Source organism: Pseudobacter ginsenosidimutans, assembly GCF_007970185.1.
GTDB lineage: Bacteria > Bacteroidota > Bacteroidia > Chitinophagales > Chitinophagaceae > Pseudobacter > Pseudobacter ginsenosidimutans.
In genome coordinates this window covers 5390233-5413229 of sequence record NZ_CP042431.1, presented here as the reverse complement: position 1 = coordinate 5413229, position 22997 = coordinate 5390233, and the positions used below count along the sequence as shown (strand labels likewise).

General features: G+C 46.9%; 15 protein-coding genes. 5 read left to right on the top strand and 10 right to left on the bottom strand.

The features are described 5' to 3' along the window. Positions 1-16: 16 nt before the first annotated feature. The 9 genes from FSB84_RS21225 to FSB84_RS30710 form a co-directional block, all read right to left on the bottom strand. Positions 17-1159: an AhpC/TSA family protein gene (locus FSB84_RS21225; RefSeq protein WP_130539883.1), complete on the bottom strand. Its 1143-nt coding sequence runs from the start codon at positions 1157-1159 to the stop codon at positions 17-19. A gap of 19 nt (positions 1160-1178) precedes the next feature. Further along, on the bottom strand, positions 1179-3302 hold the full coding sequence (locus FSB84_RS21220; protein WP_130539882.1) for a carboxy terminal-processing peptidase: 2124 nt from the start codon (positions 3300-3302) through the stop codon (positions 1179-1181). A gap of 82 nt (positions 3303-3384) precedes the next feature. Next, a complete protein-coding gene (locus tag FSB84_RS21215; RefSeq protein ID WP_130539881.1) occupies positions 3385-3972 on the bottom strand; it encodes a hypothetical protein in 588 nt (195 codons plus the stop codon). 99 nt (positions 3973-4071) lie between these two features. Continuing rightward, positions 4072-6579 carry a MopE-related protein gene (locus FSB84_RS31725; protein ID WP_158644046.1) on the bottom strand — a complete coding sequence of 836 codons (2508 nt, stop codon included), beginning with the start codon at positions 6577-6579 and terminating at the stop codon, positions 4072-4074. 250 nt (positions 6580-6829) lie between these two features. Then, positions 6830-7978: a hypothetical protein gene (locus tag FSB84_RS21205; RefSeq protein ID WP_130539879.1), complete on the bottom strand. Its 1149-nt coding sequence runs from the start codon at positions 7976-7978 to the stop codon at positions 6830-6832. Next, positions 7975-13584, bottom strand: a complete 5610-nt coding sequence (locus FSB84_RS21200; RefSeq protein WP_130539878.1) for a CARDB domain-containing protein — start codon at positions 13582-13584, stop codon at positions 7975-7977. The genes FSB84_RS21205 and FSB84_RS21200 overlap by 4 nt, the downstream gene beginning before the upstream one ends. Positions 13585-13606: 22 nt before the next feature. Continuing rightward, positions 13607-14674 (bottom strand): right-handed parallel beta-helix repeat-containing protein, encoded by a 1068-nt coding sequence (locus tag FSB84_RS21195; RefSeq protein ID WP_130539877.1) that lies wholly within the window; start codon positions 14672-14674, stop codon positions 13607-13609. A 189-nt stretch (positions 14675-14863) separates the two neighbouring features. Next, positions 14864-15853 carry an Ig-like domain-containing protein gene (locus FSB84_RS21190; RefSeq protein ID WP_130539876.1) on the bottom strand — a complete coding sequence of 330 codons (990 nt, stop codon included), beginning with the start codon at positions 15851-15853 and terminating at the stop codon, positions 14864-14866. Positions 15854-16001: 148 nt separating this feature from the next. Beyond that, positions 16002-16178, bottom strand: a complete 177-nt coding sequence (locus FSB84_RS30710) for a hypothetical protein (RefSeq protein ID WP_158644045.1) — start codon at positions 16176-16178, stop codon at positions 16002-16004. A 224-nt stretch (positions 16179-16402) separates the two neighbouring features. Here FSB84_RS30710 and FSB84_RS21185 point away from each other — a divergent pair, with 224 nt between their 5' ends. The 4 genes from FSB84_RS21185 to FSB84_RS21170 are packed head-to-tail and all read left to right on the top strand — an operon-like array spanning position 16403 to position 20447. Then, a complete protein-coding gene (locus FSB84_RS21185; RefSeq protein ID WP_130539875.1) occupies positions 16403-17605 on the top strand; it encodes an MFS transporter in 1203 nt (400 codons plus the stop codon). A 15-nt stretch (positions 17606-17620) separates the two neighbouring features. Beyond that, positions 17621-18541: a phosphotransferase family protein gene (locus FSB84_RS21180; protein WP_130539874.1), complete on the top strand. Its 921-nt coding sequence runs from the start codon at positions 17621-17623 to the stop codon at positions 18539-18541. A 10-nt stretch (positions 18542-18551) separates the two neighbouring features. Next, positions 18552-19298, top strand: coding sequence for a helix-turn-helix domain-containing protein (locus tag FSB84_RS21175; protein ID WP_130539873.1), 747 nt, complete (start codon positions 18552-18554; stop codon positions 19296-19298). 9 nt (positions 19299-19307) lie between these two features. Then, positions 19308-20447 (top strand): FAD-dependent oxidoreductase, encoded by a 1140-nt coding sequence (locus tag FSB84_RS21170; protein ID WP_130539872.1) that lies wholly within the window; start codon positions 19308-19310, stop codon positions 20445-20447. A gap of 2 nt (positions 20448-20449) precedes the next feature. Here the strand turns inward: FSB84_RS21170 and FSB84_RS21165 are convergent, their stop codons facing one another. Then, on the bottom strand, positions 20450-20884 hold the full coding sequence (locus tag FSB84_RS21165; RefSeq protein ID WP_130539871.1) for a hypothetical protein: 435 nt from the start codon (positions 20882-20884) through the stop codon (positions 20450-20452). A gap of 746 nt (positions 20885-21630) precedes the next feature. Between FSB84_RS21165 and FSB84_RS21160 the strand changes: the two genes are divergently transcribed. Further along, positions 21631-22899, top strand: coding sequence for a T9SS type A sorting domain-containing protein (locus FSB84_RS21160; RefSeq protein WP_130539870.1), 1269 nt, complete (start codon positions 21631-21633; stop codon positions 22897-22899). Positions 22900-22997: the final 98 nt, after the last annotated feature.

The window sequence follows — 22997 nt, the reverse complement described above, 5'->3', positions numbered from 1 at the left end:
GGTTCGGTTGATTGGTTTATTTCACCAGTTCGGAAAGCTTCTTGTCGATATCTTCATTGTAGAGTCCTTTCGCCAGGATCTTTCCGTCAGGTCCGATCAGTACATTGAAAGGAATGGCATTCACTTCATAAGCTGTAGCAGCAGGCTCTTTCCAGGATTTCAGGGAAGAGAGCTGGAGCCAATCCATTTTATGGCTGGCTACGGCTTTCAGCCAGGCATCACGGTTACCATCAAGTGAAATAGCGATCATTACAAAATTCTTCGATTTGAATTTATCATTGGCCGCTTTCAGGAAGGGGATCTGCGGTTTGCAGGGTCCGCACCAGCTTGCCCAGAAATCCAGGAATACATATTTTCCTTTGAAGTCAGACAGCTTTACTTCCTTTCCATTCTCATCCAGAGTGGTAAAGGCAGGAGCTTCTTTACCGGGAGCCAGTTTATCTTCAGCAGGAGCGCCCATGCTGAATGAAACTGGCAGTGGATCTGTTTTTCCGGGATTGAGGATCCTTTGGGAGATCCTGCTTTTCTGTGCATGTGCACCCAGAGAACGGATCAGGGAATCCCTGCTCTTATTGAACCAGGCCATGATCACGTAGGAAGCCACGCCGGAGTTGGAATTTTGTCTTACCCAGGTCAGGGCGTCTTCGTTCCTTTTCTTGAGCAGCACACTGGCTTCGTTCCTTGCTTTTTCAGCAGCATCTTCATCACCGATCTGGGTAGCCTTGATCTGTATTGCTTCCAGCTCATTCAATTTGAGGTAACGTGGAGAGGTCTCTGAAATATTATCCATTACATACACCCAGTCCTTTACAAACTGGCTGCCTGAATATTTTGCATGCTTGAATCCGGGTTCTTTTCCGTCTTTGATCACCATTTTTCCTGGCTCGAGGTATTGTACTGTTGCAGTTTTTTCAATATTCGAAACATCACGGCCAACCTGCAGGATATAGGCACAACCACCTTTAGGCATTTTCATGGTCAGGTTGAATTTGTGATTTTTCACAAAAGTGGAATCACTTTCACCTGAATAAGGATCATAAACATACACTACTGTATCGTTGGGCAACCACTTCATATCGGCTTCGATAGTGAGTTCGTCCTGGCTGCGTGCACTCAGTGCCAGCAAGCAAAGAGCAGCAGATAGCAATTTCTTCATCATTGGAATTTGTGTTTGGTATTTATTTTTTTATTTGAGGCGCTTTGATCATATCCTGTACCAGTTGTACAGCTTCGGATAAGAAAAGGTCTTTACTCAGGCTTTCCAGCCAGTTATTGTATAGTTTTTCCTGGTATTCATCTTTTTTCTGTAATGCAGGATTGATGTTTGTGTAAAAAGAAGCGGAGAGTTGCATACCTGAAGATGGCAGTTCTTTTGCCTTTGCAATTTGCTGCTCCAGGTCTTTCATCTCCTGTTTCAATTTCCTGTAACTGCCCAGCTCCATGTTAACCGGGGCTTTCTGCAGGTATTGCAGTCTGCTCATGTTCTTACCGATCATCTGAAGCGTACTGTTTTCCATGGCTCTTTGCTGAGCTTTGTTGATCAGCGGCGCATAATCGATGGTATTGAATTTTTCCGGAGCTTTATCAACAGCAAGTGTATCCACCGCCATGGCAGCGGGCATTTCGATCTCCCTCACACTATTGAGCACCAGTCTGTCTGCCAGCACCACATCGGGCTTAACGCCCTGCAATTGAGTAGTGGCGCCACTTGCACGATAGAACTTTTGTAAGGTGATGCGCATGCTTCCGTAATTGATATCGGGAATGCCATTGGCGGGGTCTCCCATCTTACCGATATTCGTCATCGTTTGTGCAGTGCCTTTTCCGAATGAAGAGGAAGTTCCGATCACCAGGCCACGCTGATGGTCCTGAATAGCAGCAGCAAAAATTTCTGATGCGGAGGCGCTGCCTTCGTCAACCAAAACTACCAGTGGTCCCTGGAACTTCGGCGCGTTCACTACCGGAGAGGTATAAACGTCTACTTTATCCCTTGAACGCAGGAGGCTCATCGGTGTGGCTGGCATGAAGCTGGCTCCCATCCTAACCACTTCGGTGAGGGAGCCACCGCCATTTCCACGCAGGTCAAATACGATCCCTTCCACTTCCTGGTCTCGGAGTTTATCCAGCTCAGCCGCCACGTCTGCCGAGCAGCCAGGCAGTTGTTCATTGCCGGAGTTCAAATAGAACAAAGGCAGGTAGAGATAGCCGATCTTTTTTCCATTCTGGTTGATCACGGCGCTTTTTGCCTTGTTGGCGATCTCGGAGATCTTCTCACGGGGAATAGTAACCGTTCTTTCAGGAGAACCCGGCTGCATTACCAGCATGGTAACGGAAGTACCTTCTTCTCCCCTGATCATACTACTGATATCATTGGGATCGAGGTCTGCAGTAGGTACCATCTTCCCTTTATTATCGATCACTGCCAGGATTCTGTCGTTCTCTTTCAGCAGGCCACTTTTATAAGCAGAGCCTCCGGGTACCAGTCTTTTCACAAAAACATCCATTTCCCCGATCCCCAGTTCCATACCGATGCCAAAGTACTGGCCGGACAACTGGGCACGCACGGGATCTTTCATGGTTGGAAAAGTGTAAGTGGTATGAGGGTCCATGTTCAATGCAATCGCATTAACGTACATGGCGAACTTCTCGTTTACAGCAGTTTCTTTTTGTTGTGTGATAAAGAAGCGGCGATACTGGGCAGCAACATTTTCACGCGCTTTCTTTTCCAGAACAGGATCGATGGTTGCAGAGCCTGTATTTGTTTCCAGGTCTGTATATGCCCTGAGCACTGCATATTTCAGGAATGCGTACCAGATCTTATCTCTTTCGGCTATGGTAGTGGGATATGGACTGTCTTTTCTTTCCGTTTCCAACACTTCTTTGGAAGTAAAGCTGAAAGGTTGCTGCAGTGATTTCTCAACAAGGGCTTTTGCCTCCAGCAAACGCCGGGAATAGATCTTCCAGGCTTCGTCGAAAAATGCAATACTGCCTTCATTGATCTCATCATCCAGCAGGAGCCTGTATTTGTTCAGCTTTTCAATATCGCCGGCCAGGAAAACATTCCGGCGACCATCGAGGTTACGGAGAAAACTATCCCAGATCTCAGTGGAGAATTTATCGTCGAAAGCTTTGGGAGCAAAATGACTTTTTTGCAGTTTTTGAGCAACTGCTTTTACGATGCCTTTGCGGAGTCCGTCAGCGCTGATCGTATCTTTTTTGGATTGGGCCTGGCCCGAAAGCCCTGCACCCAGGAGCATGCATCCTGCCATCAGGGCAGCGCGGGAATGTTGGAAATATACCATACTCGAAAAGCCGCCTGTTTTTATACCGGCGCCTTTCCATCAAACACTGCATGGTACAATTAGGGTGAAGCGAAATGAAACTTTATTTCCTGGATCGCCACCATTGGGCAAATTGAGCGAGGTCTTCTTTTTCTTTTTCCATCAGGTCGATCTTGTCGTTGATCATCACCATTTCGGAACTGCGCACAGTATCGGGTTCCGGGAAGGGAGATTTGTATCTTTTTTGCGCACGGACCACTCCTTCCAGCACATCCACTTTCTCGCCATTGTCAACACGAAATGCTTCCACACGGAAGATCCCCGGCTTCAGGACCTTGAGTTGAAGGATACGGGTATTCACAACAAATGGAATATCTTTTTTGTGGATCACAAATATCATATCGCCATCCGCTTCCACCAGCCGTTTGTTTTTGGGATCCACATCGGCTTTGCTGCCTTTCAATACAAGGGCCCAGCTGTTAGGTGTGATGCTCATGGTATCATAAGGTTTGTAGAGATATGGAAAGGAATCGATGGGAGGCGTATACACGGGAAGGTCCTGGTGAGCTGCTTTCTGCGCGGCCTCTTCCTTACTGATCTTATTCCTGATCCTGTTGTTCATGCGGGTGAAGAGTAATATCAGCGCAATAACAGCAATAACGATCCCAATTAGATAGCCTTTCCATTTCATACAGTATAGTTATGGGTGCGCTAATTTAAGAAGATCGGAGCAATTAAAAGGGGCTGACATCAAAATGAGGTCAGCCCCTCTCCTTCTCAATCATTATGATCAGGGAAGCTTGATCAGTTTCAGTACTGTTCTTCTGCCGCCCTGCACTATTTCCGCATAGTAGATACCGGAAGTATAGTTGGCGCCAAACTCAGGTGTGGCCGTTACAGCTGTCCGGATCACTTCCATCACTTTGCCATTGCTGTTACGGATGGTAATGGTCACTGCTTCGCGTTGATCGCTCTGCATAACGATGCGGAAGAAACGGTTGCTGGGGTTGGGCATCGCCCTGGCATAAAGACCTGGAGCGCAATCATCACCTCTGCCATCACAGTTATTATCAACACCATCACAAACCTCCGTAGCGCCGGGATGGATATTCGGGTTATTATCGTTGCAATCGCCTTTCCTGTCTACATATCCGGCTGGCTTGTCTGCGGACTGCACCGAATGTGCTTCATCACCATAACCATCGTTATCATTGTCGCGGTACCAGGTTTTCGATGCAGGACAATTCTCATCTACCTGTCCATCGCAATCATCATCCTGGTTATTGCCACAGATCTCCGTAGCGCCCGGATGAATATTGGCGTTATTATCATTGCAATCCCTGTTGTCTGCTACATAGCCATCGGGTTTGCTGGCAGCACGGCGGGTATTGTTGGGATCGCCATAGGAATCGTTATCAGCGTCCCGGTACCAGGTAGTTTCGTTGGTGGGGCAATCCTCATCTACCTGACCATCGCAATCATCATCTACATTGTTGTTGCAGATTTCGGTAGCGCCGGGATGCACGGTAGCATCGCCATCGTTACAATCCCTGAGATCGGCAACATAGCCATCGGGTTTGCTCACGGCAAGAACAGTATTGTTGATGTCGCCATAGCCATCGTTATCGGCATCGCGGTACCAGAGCACTGCGCCTGTTGGGCAATCTTCGTCCACCTGGCCATCGCAATCATCATCGATCTGGTTGTTACAGATCTCTGCCCTTTCGTTCACGGTTACTGTAAAGGAGCAGGTCACCACCGGATTGGTGTTGGCGGAATAGGTAACAGTGGTTACTCCTTTGTTGAAACTGAGCCCACTGGCTGAACCCGTCCCAGTGGCGGTAGTTGCGCCGCTGAGCGTGTAGCTGATCACAACAGTGGAAGAAAGAGCGCCTCTGTCCGGATCGATACCCGTTACCACGGCAGTACACACACCTGCATCGGGTTCTGCAATTTTATTGGAAGGACATCCCAAAGAAGGTCTCCATTCAACGGATACTTCTGCAGCGGTTTTCTGTGCTTCGCGGTGGCCAACATTATCGGTTGCAATAACGAAGAATTTATAGTGCCCTCCTTCTTCGTTGAAGTCAACGAATGTTTCTTTGATGCCTTCTTTATAAACCAGAAAGGGTCCATTGTCTTTCGACATGTAGAGATCGTAATGTCTGATACCTGATCCTTCCGGATCATCTGCACCTGTCCATTCCAGTTTGAGCGATGAGCCTTCTGCTTTGGCCGGAAGCGGCTTCATGCTGCTATGTGGATCGCCGGCATCGAGTGTATTCCAGATGGGAGGCGTTTCAATGGGCGCATTATCGTCGAAAACGATGGAAGCTTTCGCATGTACCGTATCACCGGTAGCTGCATTAGGTGCACCTTTGATGGTATACGTAATGAATCCTTCGCCTGCATGTTCAGGATCGTTCACAGGCAGGAAACCCTTCATCACATCTGTGGGAGGAAATCCTGTAGCAGACTCTTTGGATTCGAAGATCCAGAATGCTTCACGGGTTTCTGTATTGATACCTGCAGTCAGGTCCACTACAATACCGAGATCTGCATTGAGATCGAGGCGGGTATTGTAGAAAGTCCGGTCTTCAGGTATTTCAAATACATACTTACCGAATCCGAAATTGCCTAAGCGAATGGAAAAAGGATCTACATTCTTATCGAGCGGATGGGTAATATGAACGATCTGCGCCGGTGCTGTGGCCAGGTTGGAATCATTCTCGAAACGGATCGTATAGGGTTGCGGCAGGCGGCTGCTCACCATTTTTCCATCGCCAAAACCTTCCGGACCGATGATATCGTTGGGGTCTACGGATGCGCGTACCGGGATCCGCCATCTATGTGCAGGCTTCCCACAATCGACGGATTTGAACTCGATACTCACGGTAGATCCACAGGTGATATTCTGATTATTGAGCGAGAAAGTACCTTTCACATAAAACACCCGGGACGATCCCAGATCACCGATCCTTAATCTCGGACTTTCCCCTGATTTAACATCAAATGTCCGGGAAACGGAACCCACCTCAAAGTTCTTCAGGTTCTTCTTTACCTCCGGGTGGATTTCCATATCAAGTGTTACAGAGTCATTGATAGTGAGCGGCGCATCTGCGCAATAAGTATTGATCATTTTTGAACCGGCAAATCTGAACACATCATCACAGGTCAAACAGGCTTTCTTCTGCGCCCTTGAATAGGCTTTTTGTGCAGCAGAGGACCGCTGCACTGAAAGATTGATAAGATTGGCAATGTCCCTGCACTTCTCATCTCCGTTACAGGATTGAGACATTGACGCCCAAAGCTTATCTCCGCAAAAACCCAGATCAGCCCCACAGGAATTGATGCATTCCGTATGGTCGTCGCACATTGCAGAAAAATTATAAGGAACTTTTTTAAGTCCTGCCATCCTGAACTGACTCACACAACCATTTTTTACTGGTTTGTGGTCCGGGTTCGGAACCGGGAATCTGTCTTGCGTCATCCCATTAGAACCACACAGTATTACCAACAGAACAATTAAATATCTTTTCATAATTGCATTATTCTTTACCAGTTAATTTGTTCAGGGGAAAAACGATTTGCTTTCCTCTGAACCAGTCCATGTTTGCAGAACCGGAAGTAATACCTGCATCAAACTCATACAGGCAACCCAATTTTTCTTCATCCAGGAAAACTGTTCTGAGGAGCATCACTTTCTCTTTATTCTCCTGAGAGAATTTTGCCTGCAGCCTCGCTTCCCGGTCCATTACAAGTAAACTGAGCTTTCCGGATTCTATTGCAGTAATGGCTAAGAGCCCATTTGCCCAGGGACTGATCTTTGCGGGTGAAATGCCTGTTTCATTGTCGAACAGTTTCACTGAATTCCTGAGTACCAGCTGATGGTCCAGCAAATGCAGCACAAAGGATTGATTGAGGGAAACCGTGGCGGTATCTACCGTCAATGCATATCCTCCATTTGAGGTCAGGCATATACTGGCATTCCTTCCGGGAAAACTATTCCATTTTTCAAGGGTGTGCCGCTGGTTGTTAATCCTGATGAGGTGGGTGACGCCGATATTGTTACCTGTTTCATCGCTGGTTTCACTTTTGGCAAGAATCAGCGGATTACCATCGGCAGCAGTAATGATGTCCATGATATAGTGATCATCTTCCCATGCATAAATCGTTTCAGTGATCACTGAGCCCTTGTGATCCAGTACAGCTTCCCAGAGATCTCCGCCCTTGATCCCGTAACAAACCACTGTGCTGTCTTTAAGGAATAAAGACGAGCTGTAAGACAAACTGGTTCTCTTCAATTCCGTGAGTAAGGATTGCGCCAATAACAATTGCCCTTTCACGGAAAACTTAGCAATCATCGGATCTCTCTCAGGCGTATTGAGCAGCACATACAAGTTGCCATCTTTGCTTTCTTTCACTGATGAGATCTCCAGTCTGCCGAATGGACGAAAAGCAGGAAATGAGATATCTGATAATTGCTTACCAGCTGCATTCAAACGGAGCATATGCAGATTCCTGTCGGCAGGCTGACAGAACAGGACGATATCGCCATTGGCGCATTTTATAGAATACAGCAACTGATCTTCCCATGTATGAACACGGTCCCATTCCGCTACCAGTGGCCTGGTCACCTGTTGCGCCTGCAACAGGTGGACCAGGAGGGTCATTAATATGATTTGAATAGTCTTCATGGATTTGCCTGTTCTTGGGTTTCGAGATGGAACATACCAAATTCCAATTCCCGCGATGCCCTTGCAAAGAGCTTTACGGAACCTTTGGCGCCGGGTCTCAATACTTTTATGGGTTCGCGCGAATCCAGCAGGGTGATGGTAACACCTGGCAATGTATTTGCCGGCAGATCAGCTGTAAGACCCAATGGAGCTCTGAACAAACTGATAATGGCGCGTTGTGTCAGTGGTATATCTACATTGCCTTCGTTACTGAACTCGATTGTCATGGCGGTCAAAGCATTCATCCGGACAGATTCCGCATGTTTCACCGCGGTCACCACGGCAGTTTGCTTACCTGCTTCAATATTGAACCCCTTCGGCAATAGCACTTCTGTACCCTCTTCATTTGTTGCCACTACATCATAGGCTCCTGCTGTTGCACCTGCCAGAGGGAAAGTGGCGAAAACCGTGGCCTGATCTATATACACGATCTTTGAAGCATTGATGGTGATACCGGCATCGTTCCTCAGATACACATCGGTAGTGACTTCGAACTTTGATCCACTGATCTTCACCGTTACATTTCCGGTATTTCCACCTTTATTGGTTTCCACTTTCCTGATCTCGAAATTCCGGATATGCACACCCAGATCTACCGTCTGCAACTGGTTCACATGATTCCTGCTGAGCACCATCAGATAGTAGGTACCAGCCTCCAGATCAGGGATCATCAATTCCTGGTTGGTGTTCAATGCATATTGATGAGAATAATCGTGGATGCCGGCTGTAGGCACTTCTTCATACCTCACATATAATTCCACTTCTCCTTTTCCGGTGATCCTGCTGGTTGAGATGAGCAATGCCTGCCCGTCCAGCTCTTCAGGAATATTGATCCTGTAATATTGTGGCACTTCACTGAACTGCTCAATCCTTTTGCTCTTGTTCAATTCAAGACTATCCACTTTTATGTGCACCATTAATGAAGATGCCGTTACATTGTTCGCATCATCCGTTTCCGCGATATGGTTTTGTGCATCCACTTCCACCAGAATGAAATAATCTCCTGTGGCGCCCACCATCGACAATTCATTGCTGCCATAATTCTTCTCTTTGCCGGCAGGGATACCTGAATGCGCAAAATCGCTCCCGATAAGGATGTCAGATGGATCTTTCACCGGATCCCTCGACAGGTAATAAGACATTCTCATCCTGCCTTCTGCCGGATAACCTCCGGCATTTTCCACCGTGTAGTAAAGCCTGAACCTGTCTTTGATCCGCATGGTATCCGCAACAGTGAATGGCTGCACTTTCAGATCTGTCTTCTGTGGCTCCACAACAGTGATGGCCACAGACATCTCATTATTCCCTTCCTTGTCATTTTCAAAAACACGGTCGGTTGCATCCACTTTCAAAATGAGATAGTAGTTCCCTTTGGCTGTGAGCGGAACAACACTTTCCAGGGAAGTCAGCTCATAGGTTTCTCCTGCTTTCAGGGAATCGTTCCTTCCATATTGTCCGACAGGAATATCTCCATGATCATAAACCCTGTCTGAAGACAGGAACAATCTGTCTACCCAGTTTTTATCACTGGTGGTATTGGCGCCGGCATTGGCTACTCTCCAGCTGATTACTGGCACCTGACCGGCTGTGATCACAGGAGGCGCCAACAGCAACACAGGTTGCAGGTCTGCAGGTTCAGCCCTGCGGATATGCAATTTCGCCACAGTGCCATCCTGTAAGAGACTAAGCTTCCAGTTGTTTGCAAGATTATTGTCTTGCTGCGTATTGATATGATCTGCTACCACAATGATATTGTAGATGCCAGCCGGAAGCCTGCGTGGCAGTATGAATGACTGTTTCCTGGTATAAGCTCCACCGGGTTCCATTGGTTCATTGTGTTCTGCGCCACCGATGAGAATATCATCTGCACCAAATTGCTCGTCGCGGGAAAGGTAAACGCCATCCACCCAGTATTCGGAAACGGGATGGTTGGATCCTGCATTCCTCACTATCCATTCCACCGTAATTTTCGTATCGTTCATTGCAGGTTCGGGACTGCTCACTGATTGCATACGCAGATCAACCGGAGGATAGGCTGCTACTTCAAATGCAGCCGATCTGCGGATATTGTCCGTTTCATTATCTTTTTCATACAATTCATCATTGAAGTCAGCCAACAGGTAGAGATAATAGGTACCGGCAGGAAGTGTTGACGGACATTTCATCGTATGGTTGCTTCCGTATTCTTCCATTTTCAACATATCCCTTACTTGCGGGAAATCTTTCAAATGAATGGCTTTGTTCACATCCCATACAGGCTCTTTGGAGATGAACAGGTAATCTGTCCATCTTCCGGATATGACCTCATCTCCCCTGTTTTGCACTTTGTACGAAATGCTCATGGGTGCGCCAGCCTGCACAGTCCCTGTAGCAGCGATCTGTGTTACCACCAGATCCGGAAGGGATTGCAAAGTCACCTGCATAGCAGTGGTGCTGCGGGTAGTATTATCATTCTTTGCACCGGGAGCAGGTTCTTTGATTCGGTCGTCCGTATCCGTTACCACAAAAACATAGTATTGTCCTGAAATACCATTGGGCAATCTCAGGTCCAGCTTGTTGAGCGGAGTTGAATTGCCGGCATCGAGGTCGCCGGACGCATAGGTGAATTGCCCAACAAAGGTTCCTTTGTTCTCTTCCGTGATCTCCGGGAATGTTGAGATATAGATCTTGTCTGTAATGGCCTGGTTGCGCGCCCTGCCATCACCCGTGTTCTTCACTGTCCATTCGATGGTTACGGGTGATCCTGAAACGGCGCTTGCAGGGATACGCACTTCGCTCACCTGGAGATTGGGCGTTTTGACAAGCAGCTGTTTCGTGTGTTTGAGTACGTTATTATTCTCATTGTCATGCTCGTACAACTGGTCATAAAAATCTGTTACCAGGTAAACATAGTACAGGCCATGAAGTGTGTCGTTGATATAAAGTTTGGATTCGGAATCATCGAATTGATCGGGATCGAGTTTGTAATTCTTTCCTGCTCCACCGATCTGGATGGCCTTGCTCTTGTCCAGCACAGCATCCCTGCTCAGCAGGAAAACATCGGAATAGTTCCAGCCATTGGTGGTTGACCCTCCATCGTTCATCACTCTCCATTTCACCGGGATCTGGTCAAATGAAGTAGCAGTTTCCTGGATCTGCATGGAAACCGGGATCATGTCGATGGGCGGCGTCAATACCAGGTTGATCTCATCTCCCACCATGATATTGTTATCTTCATTGGAGTGCTCATACACATCTCTCTGCACATCGGTTTGTACAATCAGGTAGTACTTACCTGAAAGGCCGTTGGGGATCCTCACATTCACACCACGTTTACCTTCTTTACCAACTTCCAGCAGCGGACCATTTACCGCAGAGGTCAGTTTGATGGCATTGGTAAGATCGGTTGATCTGTCAGGTGAGATATAAAGATTATCCCACCAATGATCCACCCGCATGGGCCCGGTTCCTTTGTTGGTGACCGTCCAGGAAAAATCATAGAACTGGCCGGAGAAAGCAGTGATGCCTGGTCTAACGATGGCGGTCACCTGCAGATCGGGTGGCGGGGTAAGCTGTACATCCGTGGCCTGATTACTGGCTCCGGCATTGTCTTCCTGATCGGTTTCCGGTAAGCTGCCCAGGCCATTTGGTACAACGATGATATGATAGTCACCGTTCAATCCTACCGGCACTACAAATGTACCGGTACCGGAATAGGTTGCACCCGGAGCAACAGCAGTAGTGCTGGGAACAGAACCAAGGTAATGATCAACCTGCTTATCCAGGATCCTGTCGGTTGAAAGATACACCAGGTCAGACCAGGTTTGATTGGCGGCTTCACCGGCGCCTGTGTTCTTTACTTTATAGTTCACGGTAATGGAGCCTTCCGAGAAAACAGTGGCCGGTCCCGTTACTTCCGTGGTAATGAGATTGGGATGAATGAGGAAGCGGAACAAATAGACACGGCTTTCTACTTTCTGACAGGCTCGTTTGGCTACGATGCACCATCTGTAGGACTTTCCGTATTTGAAGAAGGCACCATCGTGTTGGAAAACAAAACTTACACCTGTAAGATTGCTCACAGTGGGGGCAGCAGGTTTTTGTGCGCCATCTTCCCACACGTAAAGATCATAGGAAACAGCATTGCTGATAGGATTCCAGGAGAAAGTGACCGGGAAAGTGATATTGATCTGGTTATCTTTCGGCAGCATCTGCGCATCCCAGAAAACGCCTTCCAACTCTGCAATGGCTACATCCACTTCCAACGTTTTCACGGAATCTTCATAGGCGCAAATGGTATGGTCGGTCACTTCCAACTTGTGAACGCCTGCTGCCACCCAATCTACCGAAACTTTTTCTGCATTGGGTGAGAGCACGCCACCTGACACCAGTTTCCAGCTATAGTTGGCAGAGCCGGGTACACCATTGCTCAAAGTGTAATCATATTTGCCCAGACAGGTAATGGTATCGCCGGCAATGGCTATCACTCCGGGTTTGGCATGTAAGTTCAGCCCAATACTTTCAGCACTGGTATCACGTGGATTGGTGGAAACGATACGGATCCTGTAATTCGTTCCCAAACGCATGGATCTCGGGATCCTTGCAGGAATGATGCCTGGCTGATTACCGATCAGTTCACCGATCCGGGTTACACCCCGTTCAGGATTTTCGAAACTGCCGAATTCATCCGACAGTTCTGCATAGAAAATATTGTTCGCCTGGATCGGCGCGTTCAGGGTAAATGGTATAGGGGTAAATCCATTTTCACAAAGGAATTCCGGAAGGGTGCCCATCGTGATGAAAGTTCCACCAGGTGGTTCCAGCCTGAAATCAACTATCTGAGTGATCCCCCATTTGCCATACTGGTCCTGTCCGCGAACATATAATTTATGAGCACCGATCTCCACTCCGGTGAGATCAGGTTCGAAAACAATATTGGTTACATTACCTGATCTGTCTGCTTCAGGAATATTGTACACTTTTCCATGACCGGGGCCCTGATCGAAATCTATCGAATATTCGAGCCGATGGATCCTGACATTGGCCTGATCCACAGGAATTTTCTGATTGAAGAAATAACGGGTACTGGTATGGCCCCAAACGCCATTGGCATCCAGGAACCTGGTGCTCATCATATGGAAACCTTCTGCCAGACCGGCTTCCATTGTGTAAGAAACCAAAGCCACAGATTCACCATTCTGTTGAACAGTGAAAAGCGGATTCCCTTTTCCAAAGCCCGGGTCTTTGTCCATAAAGGTCTCGCCCCTCAGGATATTGACGGGAGCCGTTGGCGGAGCTGGTTGTTTGTAGAAAGTTCTGGAACTGGTGATGCTCCAGGTACCTGCGTCATTCCTAAACCGCATGTATAGCCGATGAAACCCATCGGCTATACCCGCAAAATCTACATTGAACGCAGCATTGGTGACATCTTCCCCGGCTGTGAAGGAAAAAGGTTTTCCTCTTCCGAAGCCGGGATCATCGTCTATAAAATATTCTCCCTTCGTTATCTGCTGCGCAATGGCCTGCTGTGCTGGCAGCAGGAACAAAGCAGCTACTAAGAAAGAAGCTGTAAGTAGTATTGATTTCATAAAAAGTTGCTGGGCCAAAAAATTATTTACCGGCAGATTTCACTTTCGCTTTCACTTTTACAGGCTCATTCAATGAGCCTACAGGGGAAACTTCCAGTGAATAAATGGCAGGCATTGGCGGCTGCCCGGCCAGCACATATTTGGTAAGGCCACCAAACATGCCGCAATCGATCGGATTTTGTGGAGTACTGCCTTCACCGGCGCCGATGGCGGGAGATCCGGCACGAAGCATATACTCTCCATCCCAGGAAACACCAGTTTGCCTGCCCACAAAAACGTTGGCCATGCTCACATTCGACTGATTACCGTTTGCTGTACCAAACTGTGCTTCTGAGCCGATATTGTTGAGGAACAGGTTCCCGGTAGTAGTATTATTGACAGAACCATTTATCATGATATTGTTGCTATAGGAGCTATTGTAAGTAGTAAGCCTGCCTCTGCGCAAAACATTGTTCTTGACAATTAGTATAGCGGATGACGGAGCTCCGATCACATCGAAGGTTGTTGCATCACCTTCATTGGTGGACCGGGTGAGGTAATTATTGGAGATCAGGATACGAGTAGATCCATACAGAACAAGTATGTTGCCTCCATAATTCTGGGAAATGATGATATCGTTTGCTGGTTCTGTTCCTGCACCATAGCCGATCCTGATCGGGGTAGATGGCCGCTCTTCTCCGATACCTCCTGCCATCAGGCGGTTACGCATAAGCGTTATCTTATGGCAATTGATATTGACATCGCTGGGGCATTCTATTCCCATGACCACCGAGTTTTCAGCACCCGTATTGAAATCGATCGCTTCGATAACAGCTGAAAACATATTTACCTGGGTATTGGGCACCTGGTCCAGGTAGTAACCCGGGCCAATGATGTAAACTCTTTTGGAAATAGTTAATCTCCCATATCTTGAGGCAGATCCTTCAACATGGATCGTATCTCCTCCTTCAGCTGCATTATGCGCTGCCTGCACGCTCGTAAAATCGGCATCGATCCCGGGATTGTTATTTACACGCCATATTTTGGCGGTGGCGGGTACGGAAACAATAATACACAAGAGTATTGATCCGGTAAACTGGAACAATTTCATATTTGATTGATTTGAGATTTATGTTGATCAGGTTATTTCGGATGATCCACTTTCAGAGCAGGAATCGGATATAAAGCGTTGGGATTTTCAACCACAAAACAAATTCAAAAAGCGTTTTGCTCATAACCACCGGTTACCAATATGCGTTAATACGCAGCTGAACTGATTGGTATTTTACACAATACTATTCTATTGACTGACCAATATTCGCACATCCTCCCAGTTGCCGCCATATGGTATAGTGGTGCCGGCATCGGAGGACTTTGGAATGAACGTGATCATTGCCGAGCCTGTTGCCTCAGAAGGTTTCATGCCATATTCCGGTCTTGGATTGTAGAATGTGGACTTCAGCTTCAAAGGCTCGCCACCAGGCAGTTTACGCGCTTCGATCTTATATTTGCCAACAGGGATATTCAGGACATTGAGCGAATTGTAATAAACAGTTTTCCGGATAGTGAAGGAACGCTTTTCAGTGGCATGCATAAGTTCCTGCGGAATCAGTTTGATCTCAAACTCGGAATTCCTTTCGAACTGATCCGGTTGTGCAAAGAAATCTCCTTTATCATAGGAGGCATATTCGATACTGATAGAAGCACCAAAATAGTTGGAAGAAAAATGCGGCTGGCTGGCAACAGATGCCCGCCTGCATTGTCCATACGGCAATAAAACCCAATTCTTCACAATTCCTGCAGGACCAGGGAAACTACCCAGGCTGCTGTCCGCAGGAAAGAGACTCATGGATACAGGACTACCTTCATAATCCACCATAGCGGCACCAGCATAAAAATCCGCAACGCCCCAGGGTATCATCACTTCATAATATCCTTTCTCATTGGTTACAGCAGAGGAACCGGATGTGAATCCTCCATATGCAGATGAACGAACTCCGATCACTGCACCCGGAACGGGTTTTCCATATGTGTCTTTTACATAACCAACGGCCCATCCTTTCTTTTGAGCAACCGAAGGAAAGGTGGGGATTGGTTTCCGTTGATTGCCCATTACGTTCACATAATTGGTAGTGCCGTCCACCACAAATACGGCATTTGTAACAGGAAGCTGATCGAAGGGAACCTGCAAGCTGGCAGCCATCGTTTCAGCTGCAACATCCGTTTCTGTATTTGAACAGGCATGCACCAGCACCGCAGCCGTAATCCCTGTTAGAATGAACTTTTTCATAAAGGTATAATCGGCATAATTACAACGTAAATGCGGGGCGGAGTTCCAGGTTTCGTTCAAATGCAAATGGCATCGCCGGAATACCGGCAATGCCATTCATCGAACTATAAAGCTGTTCAGCGATCTGTACCTGAACAGAAAAACTGTATCAATTCAATTTTTTCAATACCTGCTGCAACTGCTCTTTTTTATAGAAGTTCAGGTTGGCGGCAATGCGCCCATCCTTTCCGATCACCACCAGGTGCGGGATATAATCGAAACCGAATGATCTCCTCAACCCATGCTCTTTGAAAGCTTCTGCTGAAATGGCCTGCAGCCAGGGCATTTTTTCCTGACCAATGTTACTCCACCGGTCAGTTTCACTGTTAAAAAAAGAAGTACGAAGCTCTTCAGCCCGCTTCAAAAAAATAATTCATTGAAATATTTCAATGTTTCTATATTTTTGTATCCTCTTATTGCAGAACAGCCATCCACACATCAACGATGCTATATGAAATCTCTCCCAACCGGGAGGCAGCTATTTCATTCACTTAATCAAAGCAACAAAAAATGAACAGGTCGATTTATATAATGGCACTGGGAGCGTTCGGAATTATCACCACAGAGTTTGGAGTGATCGGCATACTTCCCGCACTGGCAAAAGAATTCAGTATTTCGATCGATACAGCAGGCTGGCTCCTGAGTGCATTTGCGCTCACCGTGGCCCTCACAGGACCATTCACAACTGCCCTAACAGCCAGGATCAACCGCAAAACGATCCTTGCCATGGTGCTGGCGGTTTTTGTTGTATCGAATATCCTTTCGGCATTTGCTCCCAGCTTTACCTTTATGATGATCGCGCGAATACTCCCGGCCTTTCTGCATCCTGTATTCTGGGCCGTGGCGGCTTCAGTAGCAGCCCGTGAAGCAGGACCGAAAGATGCGCCAAAAGCAGTGGCTACAGTAATGGCCGGGCTGAGCATCGCAACAGTTCTGGGCGTTCCGCTCACAACTTATATGGCAGACCTTTTCAACTGGCAGGCATCCTTCTATCTGGCCGCTTTCATCAACCTCATTGCGTTTGCAGGAATGATATTGCTGGTGCCCAGCATGCCGGTTTCTAAAGAGCGCAGCAGCAATGTGTCTGACTCCATCCTGCGCAGTCCATTTCTCTGGATAAAACTGAGCACCACACTTGTGATGCTTGCCGGTATGTTTGCCACATATAGTTACCTGGCAGAATTCCTGAGCAAGATCACACAAATGAGCGGCGCAGAGATCAGCATCATGTTACTTGTATTTGGTGGAGCAGGCATTGCCGGAAACTGGGCAATGGGCATCTGGCTCAGCAGGAACGTGATGCTCACCACCCGCGTCTTCTTGTTGTCGCTTGTACTGACTCATATCCTGGCTTTTCAGTTCGGCGGATATTTTGTACCGATGGTGATCATTCTGAGCATCTGGGGCTTTATTCATACCGGCGGATTCCTGGCAGCGAATATCCATCTTACCGCTTATGTTCCGCAACAATCGCTGGAGCTGGTGAACAGCCTGTTGCCTTCTTTCTACAATGCAGGTATCACTGTAGGTTCTTTAATGGGAGGCTATGTAATTGCGCACTACGGCACAAAGCAGGTGATCTGGATGGCGGTGCCTTTACTCCTGCTGGCCTATGGCATGAGTTTTTACACACAGAAGAAAACTGTGGCTACTGCTGAATTCAATGAAGACGCCGTCAGCAACAAGCAGCCGGAGCCCGTTCTCAGCGAGTAGCCGTATATTTGAATAATGCATTTCGATACAAATACGATCCAGGAATTCCTGGAAACAAAATATAATTATGTACACGATGTAGAGCCTGTGGCCGATGGATGGTGGTCGCAGGCGCTTACATTTTTTTCTGGTGAAGAGAAACTGGTGCTGCGCATCAACCAGCATCCGGCGGATTTCCAGAAAGATGTATTTGCCTGGGAGCATTTCAACAGTGCAGACTTACGCGTTCCGGAGATCAAATCCACCGGCAATTTCAACGGGAATTATTTTTACTGTGTATCGGAATTTGTAGATGGGATCCCATCAGATCGTGTTCTGGCGGCAGATCATCTCCCTTTGCATCTGCCATTGGCTGATATTATTCTCAACCAGCTCGATCTCATCCATCAGCTACCCACCACCCAATTACAGGGCTGGGGCTACACCGGCCCCAATGGCAACGGCCTCTTCGAATCCTGGGAAGCATTTCTCTTATCGATCCACAATTCAAAATATGCCGTCAGCTGGCAGGAGCTCGCCGGCAAAACCTGGCTGAATGGCCCTTTATTCGAAAAACTCCTGGATAAAATGAAAACCTGGTTTCCTTTCTTGCCCAAAGAAAAAAAGGTACTTCATGGTGATTACGGATTCGATAATCTTTTACTTACGCCAGAAGGCAAAGTAGCGGCCGTGATCGACTGGGCTGAAATGATGCTAGGGGATCCATTATATGACCTCGTGCATATGTGCGAACCCTGGATACAACGCTCAGGCATAACCTATATCGATCTATGGAAAAAGAGAAAAGAAGAAAAGCCCAATGAGATATTGAATTTTGAAGAAAGATTACAGTGCTACAATATCCACTATACTTTATTCCATATGCATATTCACACGGTCCGGAAGGAAGAGAAAGAATACAGGGAAGTGGAAAGATGGGCGATGGAGAATTTGTAAAATCTGAATCATGCAAGATCCGGGCATTGAACTGCAAATCATAAAGCCAGACGAAAAACTGAGCAGTTTCATTGAAAGCTACTGGCTCCTCACCAATCACAGTCAACAGGAAAAACCGGTGATCATCCTTCCCGATGGCAGGATCGATCTCTCTTTCAATCCGCATACCGGTGTTACACTCCTGGGGCTTGAAACCGGACCGTCCCTCACTACCATCCCTGCCCTCCTTTCCATGTTCACCATCAGCTTCAAGCCACTTGCAGTGGAATATTTATTCAGTGATTATGCGCCAGTGAAACCCAATACAGCCACGCAATTGCCGGACCATTTCCTGGAAATACTGCCAGACCTGCAGCAACCACCAGAAACCATCGTCTCACAATTCATTTCCATCCTCAACAAGAGACTACCTGCAACAACAGATAACAGAAAAAAGGAACTCTTCGACCTTGTATTCGCATCCAACGGAAACATTAGTGTAGAAGAAATTTCAGGAAAAGTGTACTGGAGCAGCAGGCAGATCAACCGTTACTGCAAGCAGATGATCGGTATTCCCTTAAAGACCTACTGCAATATCCTGCGCTTCCGGGCTTCCTTTCACCAGATCAAAGAAGGCAAACTTTTTCCGGAAGACCATTTCGCAGATCAATCACATTTTATCCGCGAGATCAAGAAATTCTCCGGTGTTAATCCGAAGGAATTATCACGCAACCAAAACGACCGATTTATCCAATTTTCCACTTTACCGAAACGGTAGTTTTGCATCATGCCAATACAAAACAAATCCATCGCCATTGTAGGCGGAGGCCCGGGTGGCCTTACGCTGGCGCGCCTGCTGCAACAACAAGAGCTCAATGTAAAAGTGTACGAAAGAGACCTGAACAAAGATGTGCGTGTACAGGGCGCCACACTTGACCTGCATGAAGAATCAGGACTGGAAGCCCTGCGCAAAGCTGGACTCATCCAACAGTTCTATGAACTATACAGACCCGAAGCAGGCAAATTGCGGATCACTGATAAATACGGCCAAATCAAACTGGATGATCACGATTCAGGAGAAGACAATAACCGTCCGGAAATCGATCGCGGACCACTCCGCAAACTCCTGCTGGAATCCCTAGAACCAGGAACTGTTGTATGGGATAGTCATTTTCTAAGAATGGAAAAAGAGAATAATGGATGGCGTTTACATTTCAGTAACAACAACACAGCATATGTAGATATTGTGATTGCCGCCGACGGAGCCAATTCAAAGATACGTCCCTGGCTGACCTCTATCTCCCCTGTGTATTCCGGCATTACTATCGTTGAAGGCAATCTTTATGATGCCGCAGAAAATGCGCCGGAATTATTTAAGCTGGTGAACGGAGGAAAAGTGTTTGCATTCGGAGATGAACAATCCCTCATCCTGAGCCAGAAAGGAGATGGCAGCCTGGCCTTCTATACAGGCTGTAAAACCGCGGAAGACTGGGTTACAAAAAGCCGTATCGATTTTTCAGATAAAGACCAGGTGCTGCAATGGTTCCGGGGAGCATTCGGAACCTGGGGCCCTCTTTGGCAACAATTATTCAATGGCGAAAAGATCAGCTTCGTTCCACGTCCACAATACCACTTTCCATTTAATCAGCAATGGAAAACGCAAAACAATCTCACCATGCTTGGAGACGCGGCGCATCGCATGCCGCCATACGCAGGTGAAGGAGTGAACATGGCCATGCAGGATGCGCTTGAACTGGCAGAGTGCCTATGCAGCAATGAGTACCTCACCAGCGAACAGGCCATTCACGCCTATGAAAGCAGGATGCTGATACGCGCTGCCGCTGTTACGCAGATCACATTGGAATCAACCGCTATGCTGCATTCCACCGATCCTGTTGGTTGGATGACCAGACTCTTTGAAGGATAATACTAATTCAGATCGAAATACCATTCCAGGAAATCGTTGAACGATCTCCATTGCGGAGATACGTCTCCCACAAGAAACTCATTCAGTTTCCTGCCAGCACTTAGTTCCGCCACTTCACCGGTAACACGGTTGTAGAAGAAACCCGATTCAGCCTCAAAACTGTCCAGCGGAAGGTATTCGTCCGGAAGATGGAGCAATTCCCGCGTACGTTTTATATCGAGCTTATACTGTGAATTGATTGAGAACCATCCAATCTGGTAAATATCGCGGCGCCTGCTGTGAAATACAGGACCATCCTCGGCATGGCTGTAAAACTGCGCAAACGCAGAACCGGCCGGAATACCCAGATCCCTCATCACATCCGCATAGGACTGTGAAAGCTCCTCGAACCACCAGCCTTTTATTTTACAATATTCTATGACTTTTGAAGACAACATATTTCTCTTTCTTACAAGGTTTAGAACCGGCTCTCCGTTTCCGGATCACTTTGGATGAGAATTCCTGCATAAAGGTATAAAAATCTGCGGCAAGCGGTTTTTATCTCCCCTTACTGAAAGAACACACATTTACCGTTGACAACATTGAATCTTTTTCGATGATGCATCTCCCATTTTCAATAAAACTTCGTTTACTATTCAACGTTATACTACAACCTGGAACAAAATGAAAAAAAGACCCCGGGGTCTATAAAAAACGAACACCATCCTTGTAGTAGAAATTCTAAAAACATGTAGAAGATCTTTCAACAAAAATGGTAAAGAACAACAGCGGCATTTTATTTAATCTGACGCAAATCAAATTTTACGGATAGCCGCAAACCCTTTACCAGACTATATCTTATCAATTATCAAATTGAATTGATAATTGCCAATAATAAATTACGCGAAACAATAATCATCTTTACGGTTCCGTTAATTAGAAAATTTTAACAGGGTCTGTAAGGGCTTACATATTGCAATTTTCAAAGAAAGTATTAGCTTTGCATCATAATCGAAATCTCCTTAGAAGACCCTCCTTATCTCACAGTACCATTATCACTACCTATCGTTCTCTATCTCTCCTATGTAATCGCTATGTAACCATTAGTCCTGTCTCAATAGTTATCTGTTGGATTAATTCCATCCGTTGAAAGCCATCGTTGATCACCATCGTCCTGGGAATTACCATTCCTAAAACTATTATTATGCATCGTACCCTTTGGATCCTGATGCTGTGCATTTGCGCAGGCAGCAAGGTCATGTCTCAGACTACCCCAAATCTTCCTGCATTCACCTGTTCAGGAACACCGCTTACTTCGAATACATCGATCAATTCAGGCGACTACTATGTTAGTGCTTCCGGCGGTAATTTTTCAAATGTTTCTCTTAACGGAGGAAGACTGATCATCTGTGGTAATGCCACTTTCAGCAATTTCAATTTCAACAACGGACAGCTCATTATCAATAACGGAGCAACAGTTACCATCAACTCCCAGTTCAATATGGGCGGAAGCATGCAACTGATCAATTATGGCAATCTCACCCTCGGCACCAATGCCTTTCTTGGAGGAATGATATATAACCATAACGGCGCTTCCCTCACTGTTGCAGGTTCTACATCACATTTGAATGGTGGTATGTTCTACAATAATGGCGCAATGAATTTCGTGAATGTTACTGTGAACAGCGGCACTATGCAAATGGGCTCCGGATCACAGTTCCACGCAAGAACAATTTTCAATAACCCAACTGATTTCATTACCGTTCCTGTTGGATCTGCCTGTTTGAGTTTTGATGTTTCCCTCGGCGGTAATGGCAGGATAACCAATACTGCAAATCTGAAAATCCAGCAGAAGACTGGTGCATCGTCACCATCCTCCAGCATCACTGGTCCTGCTCCGGTAACTTCCAATAGCGCCGGTTGTGCCACATCGTTACCCTTGACGCTCACATCATTCACAGGAAGCCGCAAAGGCGATCAGGCAGAACTTGCCTGGAGCACCAGCTATGAAGAGCAGGTAAGATCCTTCTTCATCGAACAAAGCAGCAACGGACGTGATTACGCAGCCGTGAAAGAAGTACCGGCCAACAACCGTCCTTCTGTATACCGCAGCATTGTTGCACTTCCCAATAATTCCTGGTTCAGGTTACGGATGGTAGACATCGATGGTACTACCACCTATTCTCCCATCGTGATGGTACAGCAGCTCACTACCGGATTTCAGCTGGCGCTGCAATCCAATCCAGTTCGCGGAAGCAATACAGCAGTAGTGATCTCCACACAGCAGGCACAACAAGGCAACATAATGGTGATCGACAATAGTGGACGCATGGTACGCCGAACTCCTGTTACTGTACAAAAAGGCGACAACAGAGTGGCGATGGACCTTTCCGGCGTGAACAACGGACAGTACTTCCTCTATTTCCAGGGAAGCCAGGACCGCAGCCAAACGGTCTCGCTCATAAAAATGTAATTCTGCACAATTGAAATAACAGCAAAAGGGGTGTCCTGATTCATTATCAGGAACACCCCTTATAACATGCTGTATGCACCACAAAACAACGAACAACA

Coding starts and splice junctions, on each gene's coding strand:
- FSB84_RS21225 (WP_130539883.1), bottom strand. CDS start 1,159: ATGATGAAGAAATTGCTATCTGCTGCTCTTTGCTTGCTGGCACTGAGT.
- FSB84_RS21220 (WP_130539882.1), bottom strand. CDS start 3,302: ATGGTATATTTCCAACATTCCCGCGCTGCCCTGATGGCAGGATGCATG.
- FSB84_RS21215 (WP_130539881.1), bottom strand. CDS start 3,972: ATGAAATGGAAAGGCTATCTAATTGGGATCGTTATTGCTGTTATTGCG.
- FSB84_RS31725 (WP_158644046.1), bottom strand. CDS start 6,579: ATGTCTCAATCCTGTAACGGAGATGAGAAGTGCAGGGACATTGCCAAT.
- FSB84_RS21205 (WP_130539879.1), bottom strand. CDS start 7,978: ATGAAGACTATTCAAATCATATTAATGACCCTCCTGGTCCACCTGTTG.
- FSB84_RS21200 (WP_130539878.1), bottom strand. CDS start 13,584: ATGAAATCAATACTACTTACAGCTTCTTTCTTAGTAGCTGCTTTGTTC.
- FSB84_RS21195 (WP_130539877.1), bottom strand. CDS start 14,674: ATGAAATTGTTCCAGTTTACCGGATCAATACTCTTGTGTATTATTGTT.
- FSB84_RS21190 (WP_130539876.1), bottom strand. CDS start 15,853: ATGAAAAAGTTCATTCTAACAGGGATTACGGCTGCGGTGCTGGTGCAT.
- FSB84_RS30710 (WP_158644045.1), bottom strand. CDS start 16,178: ATGCCCTGGCTGCAGGCCATTTCAGCAGAAGCTTTCAAAGAGCATGGG.
- FSB84_RS21185 (WP_130539875.1), top strand. CDS start 16,403: ATGAACAGGTCGATTTATATAATGGCACTGGGAGCGTTCGGAATTATC.
- FSB84_RS21180 (WP_130539874.1), top strand. CDS start 17,621: ATGCATTTCGATACAAATACGATCCAGGAATTCCTGGAAACAAAATAT.
- FSB84_RS21175 (WP_130539873.1), top strand. CDS start 18,552: ATGCAAGATCCGGGCATTGAACTGCAAATCATAAAGCCAGACGAAAAA.
- FSB84_RS21170 (WP_130539872.1), top strand. CDS start 19,308: ATGCCAATACAAAACAAATCCATCGCCATTGTAGGCGGAGGCCCGGGT.
- FSB84_RS21165 (WP_130539871.1), bottom strand. CDS start 20,884: ATGTTGTCTTCAAAAGTCATAGAATATTGTAAAATAAAAGGCTGGTGG.
- FSB84_RS21160 (WP_130539870.1), top strand. CDS start 21,631: ATGCATCGTACCCTTTGGATCCTGATGCTGTGCATTTGCGCAGGCAGC.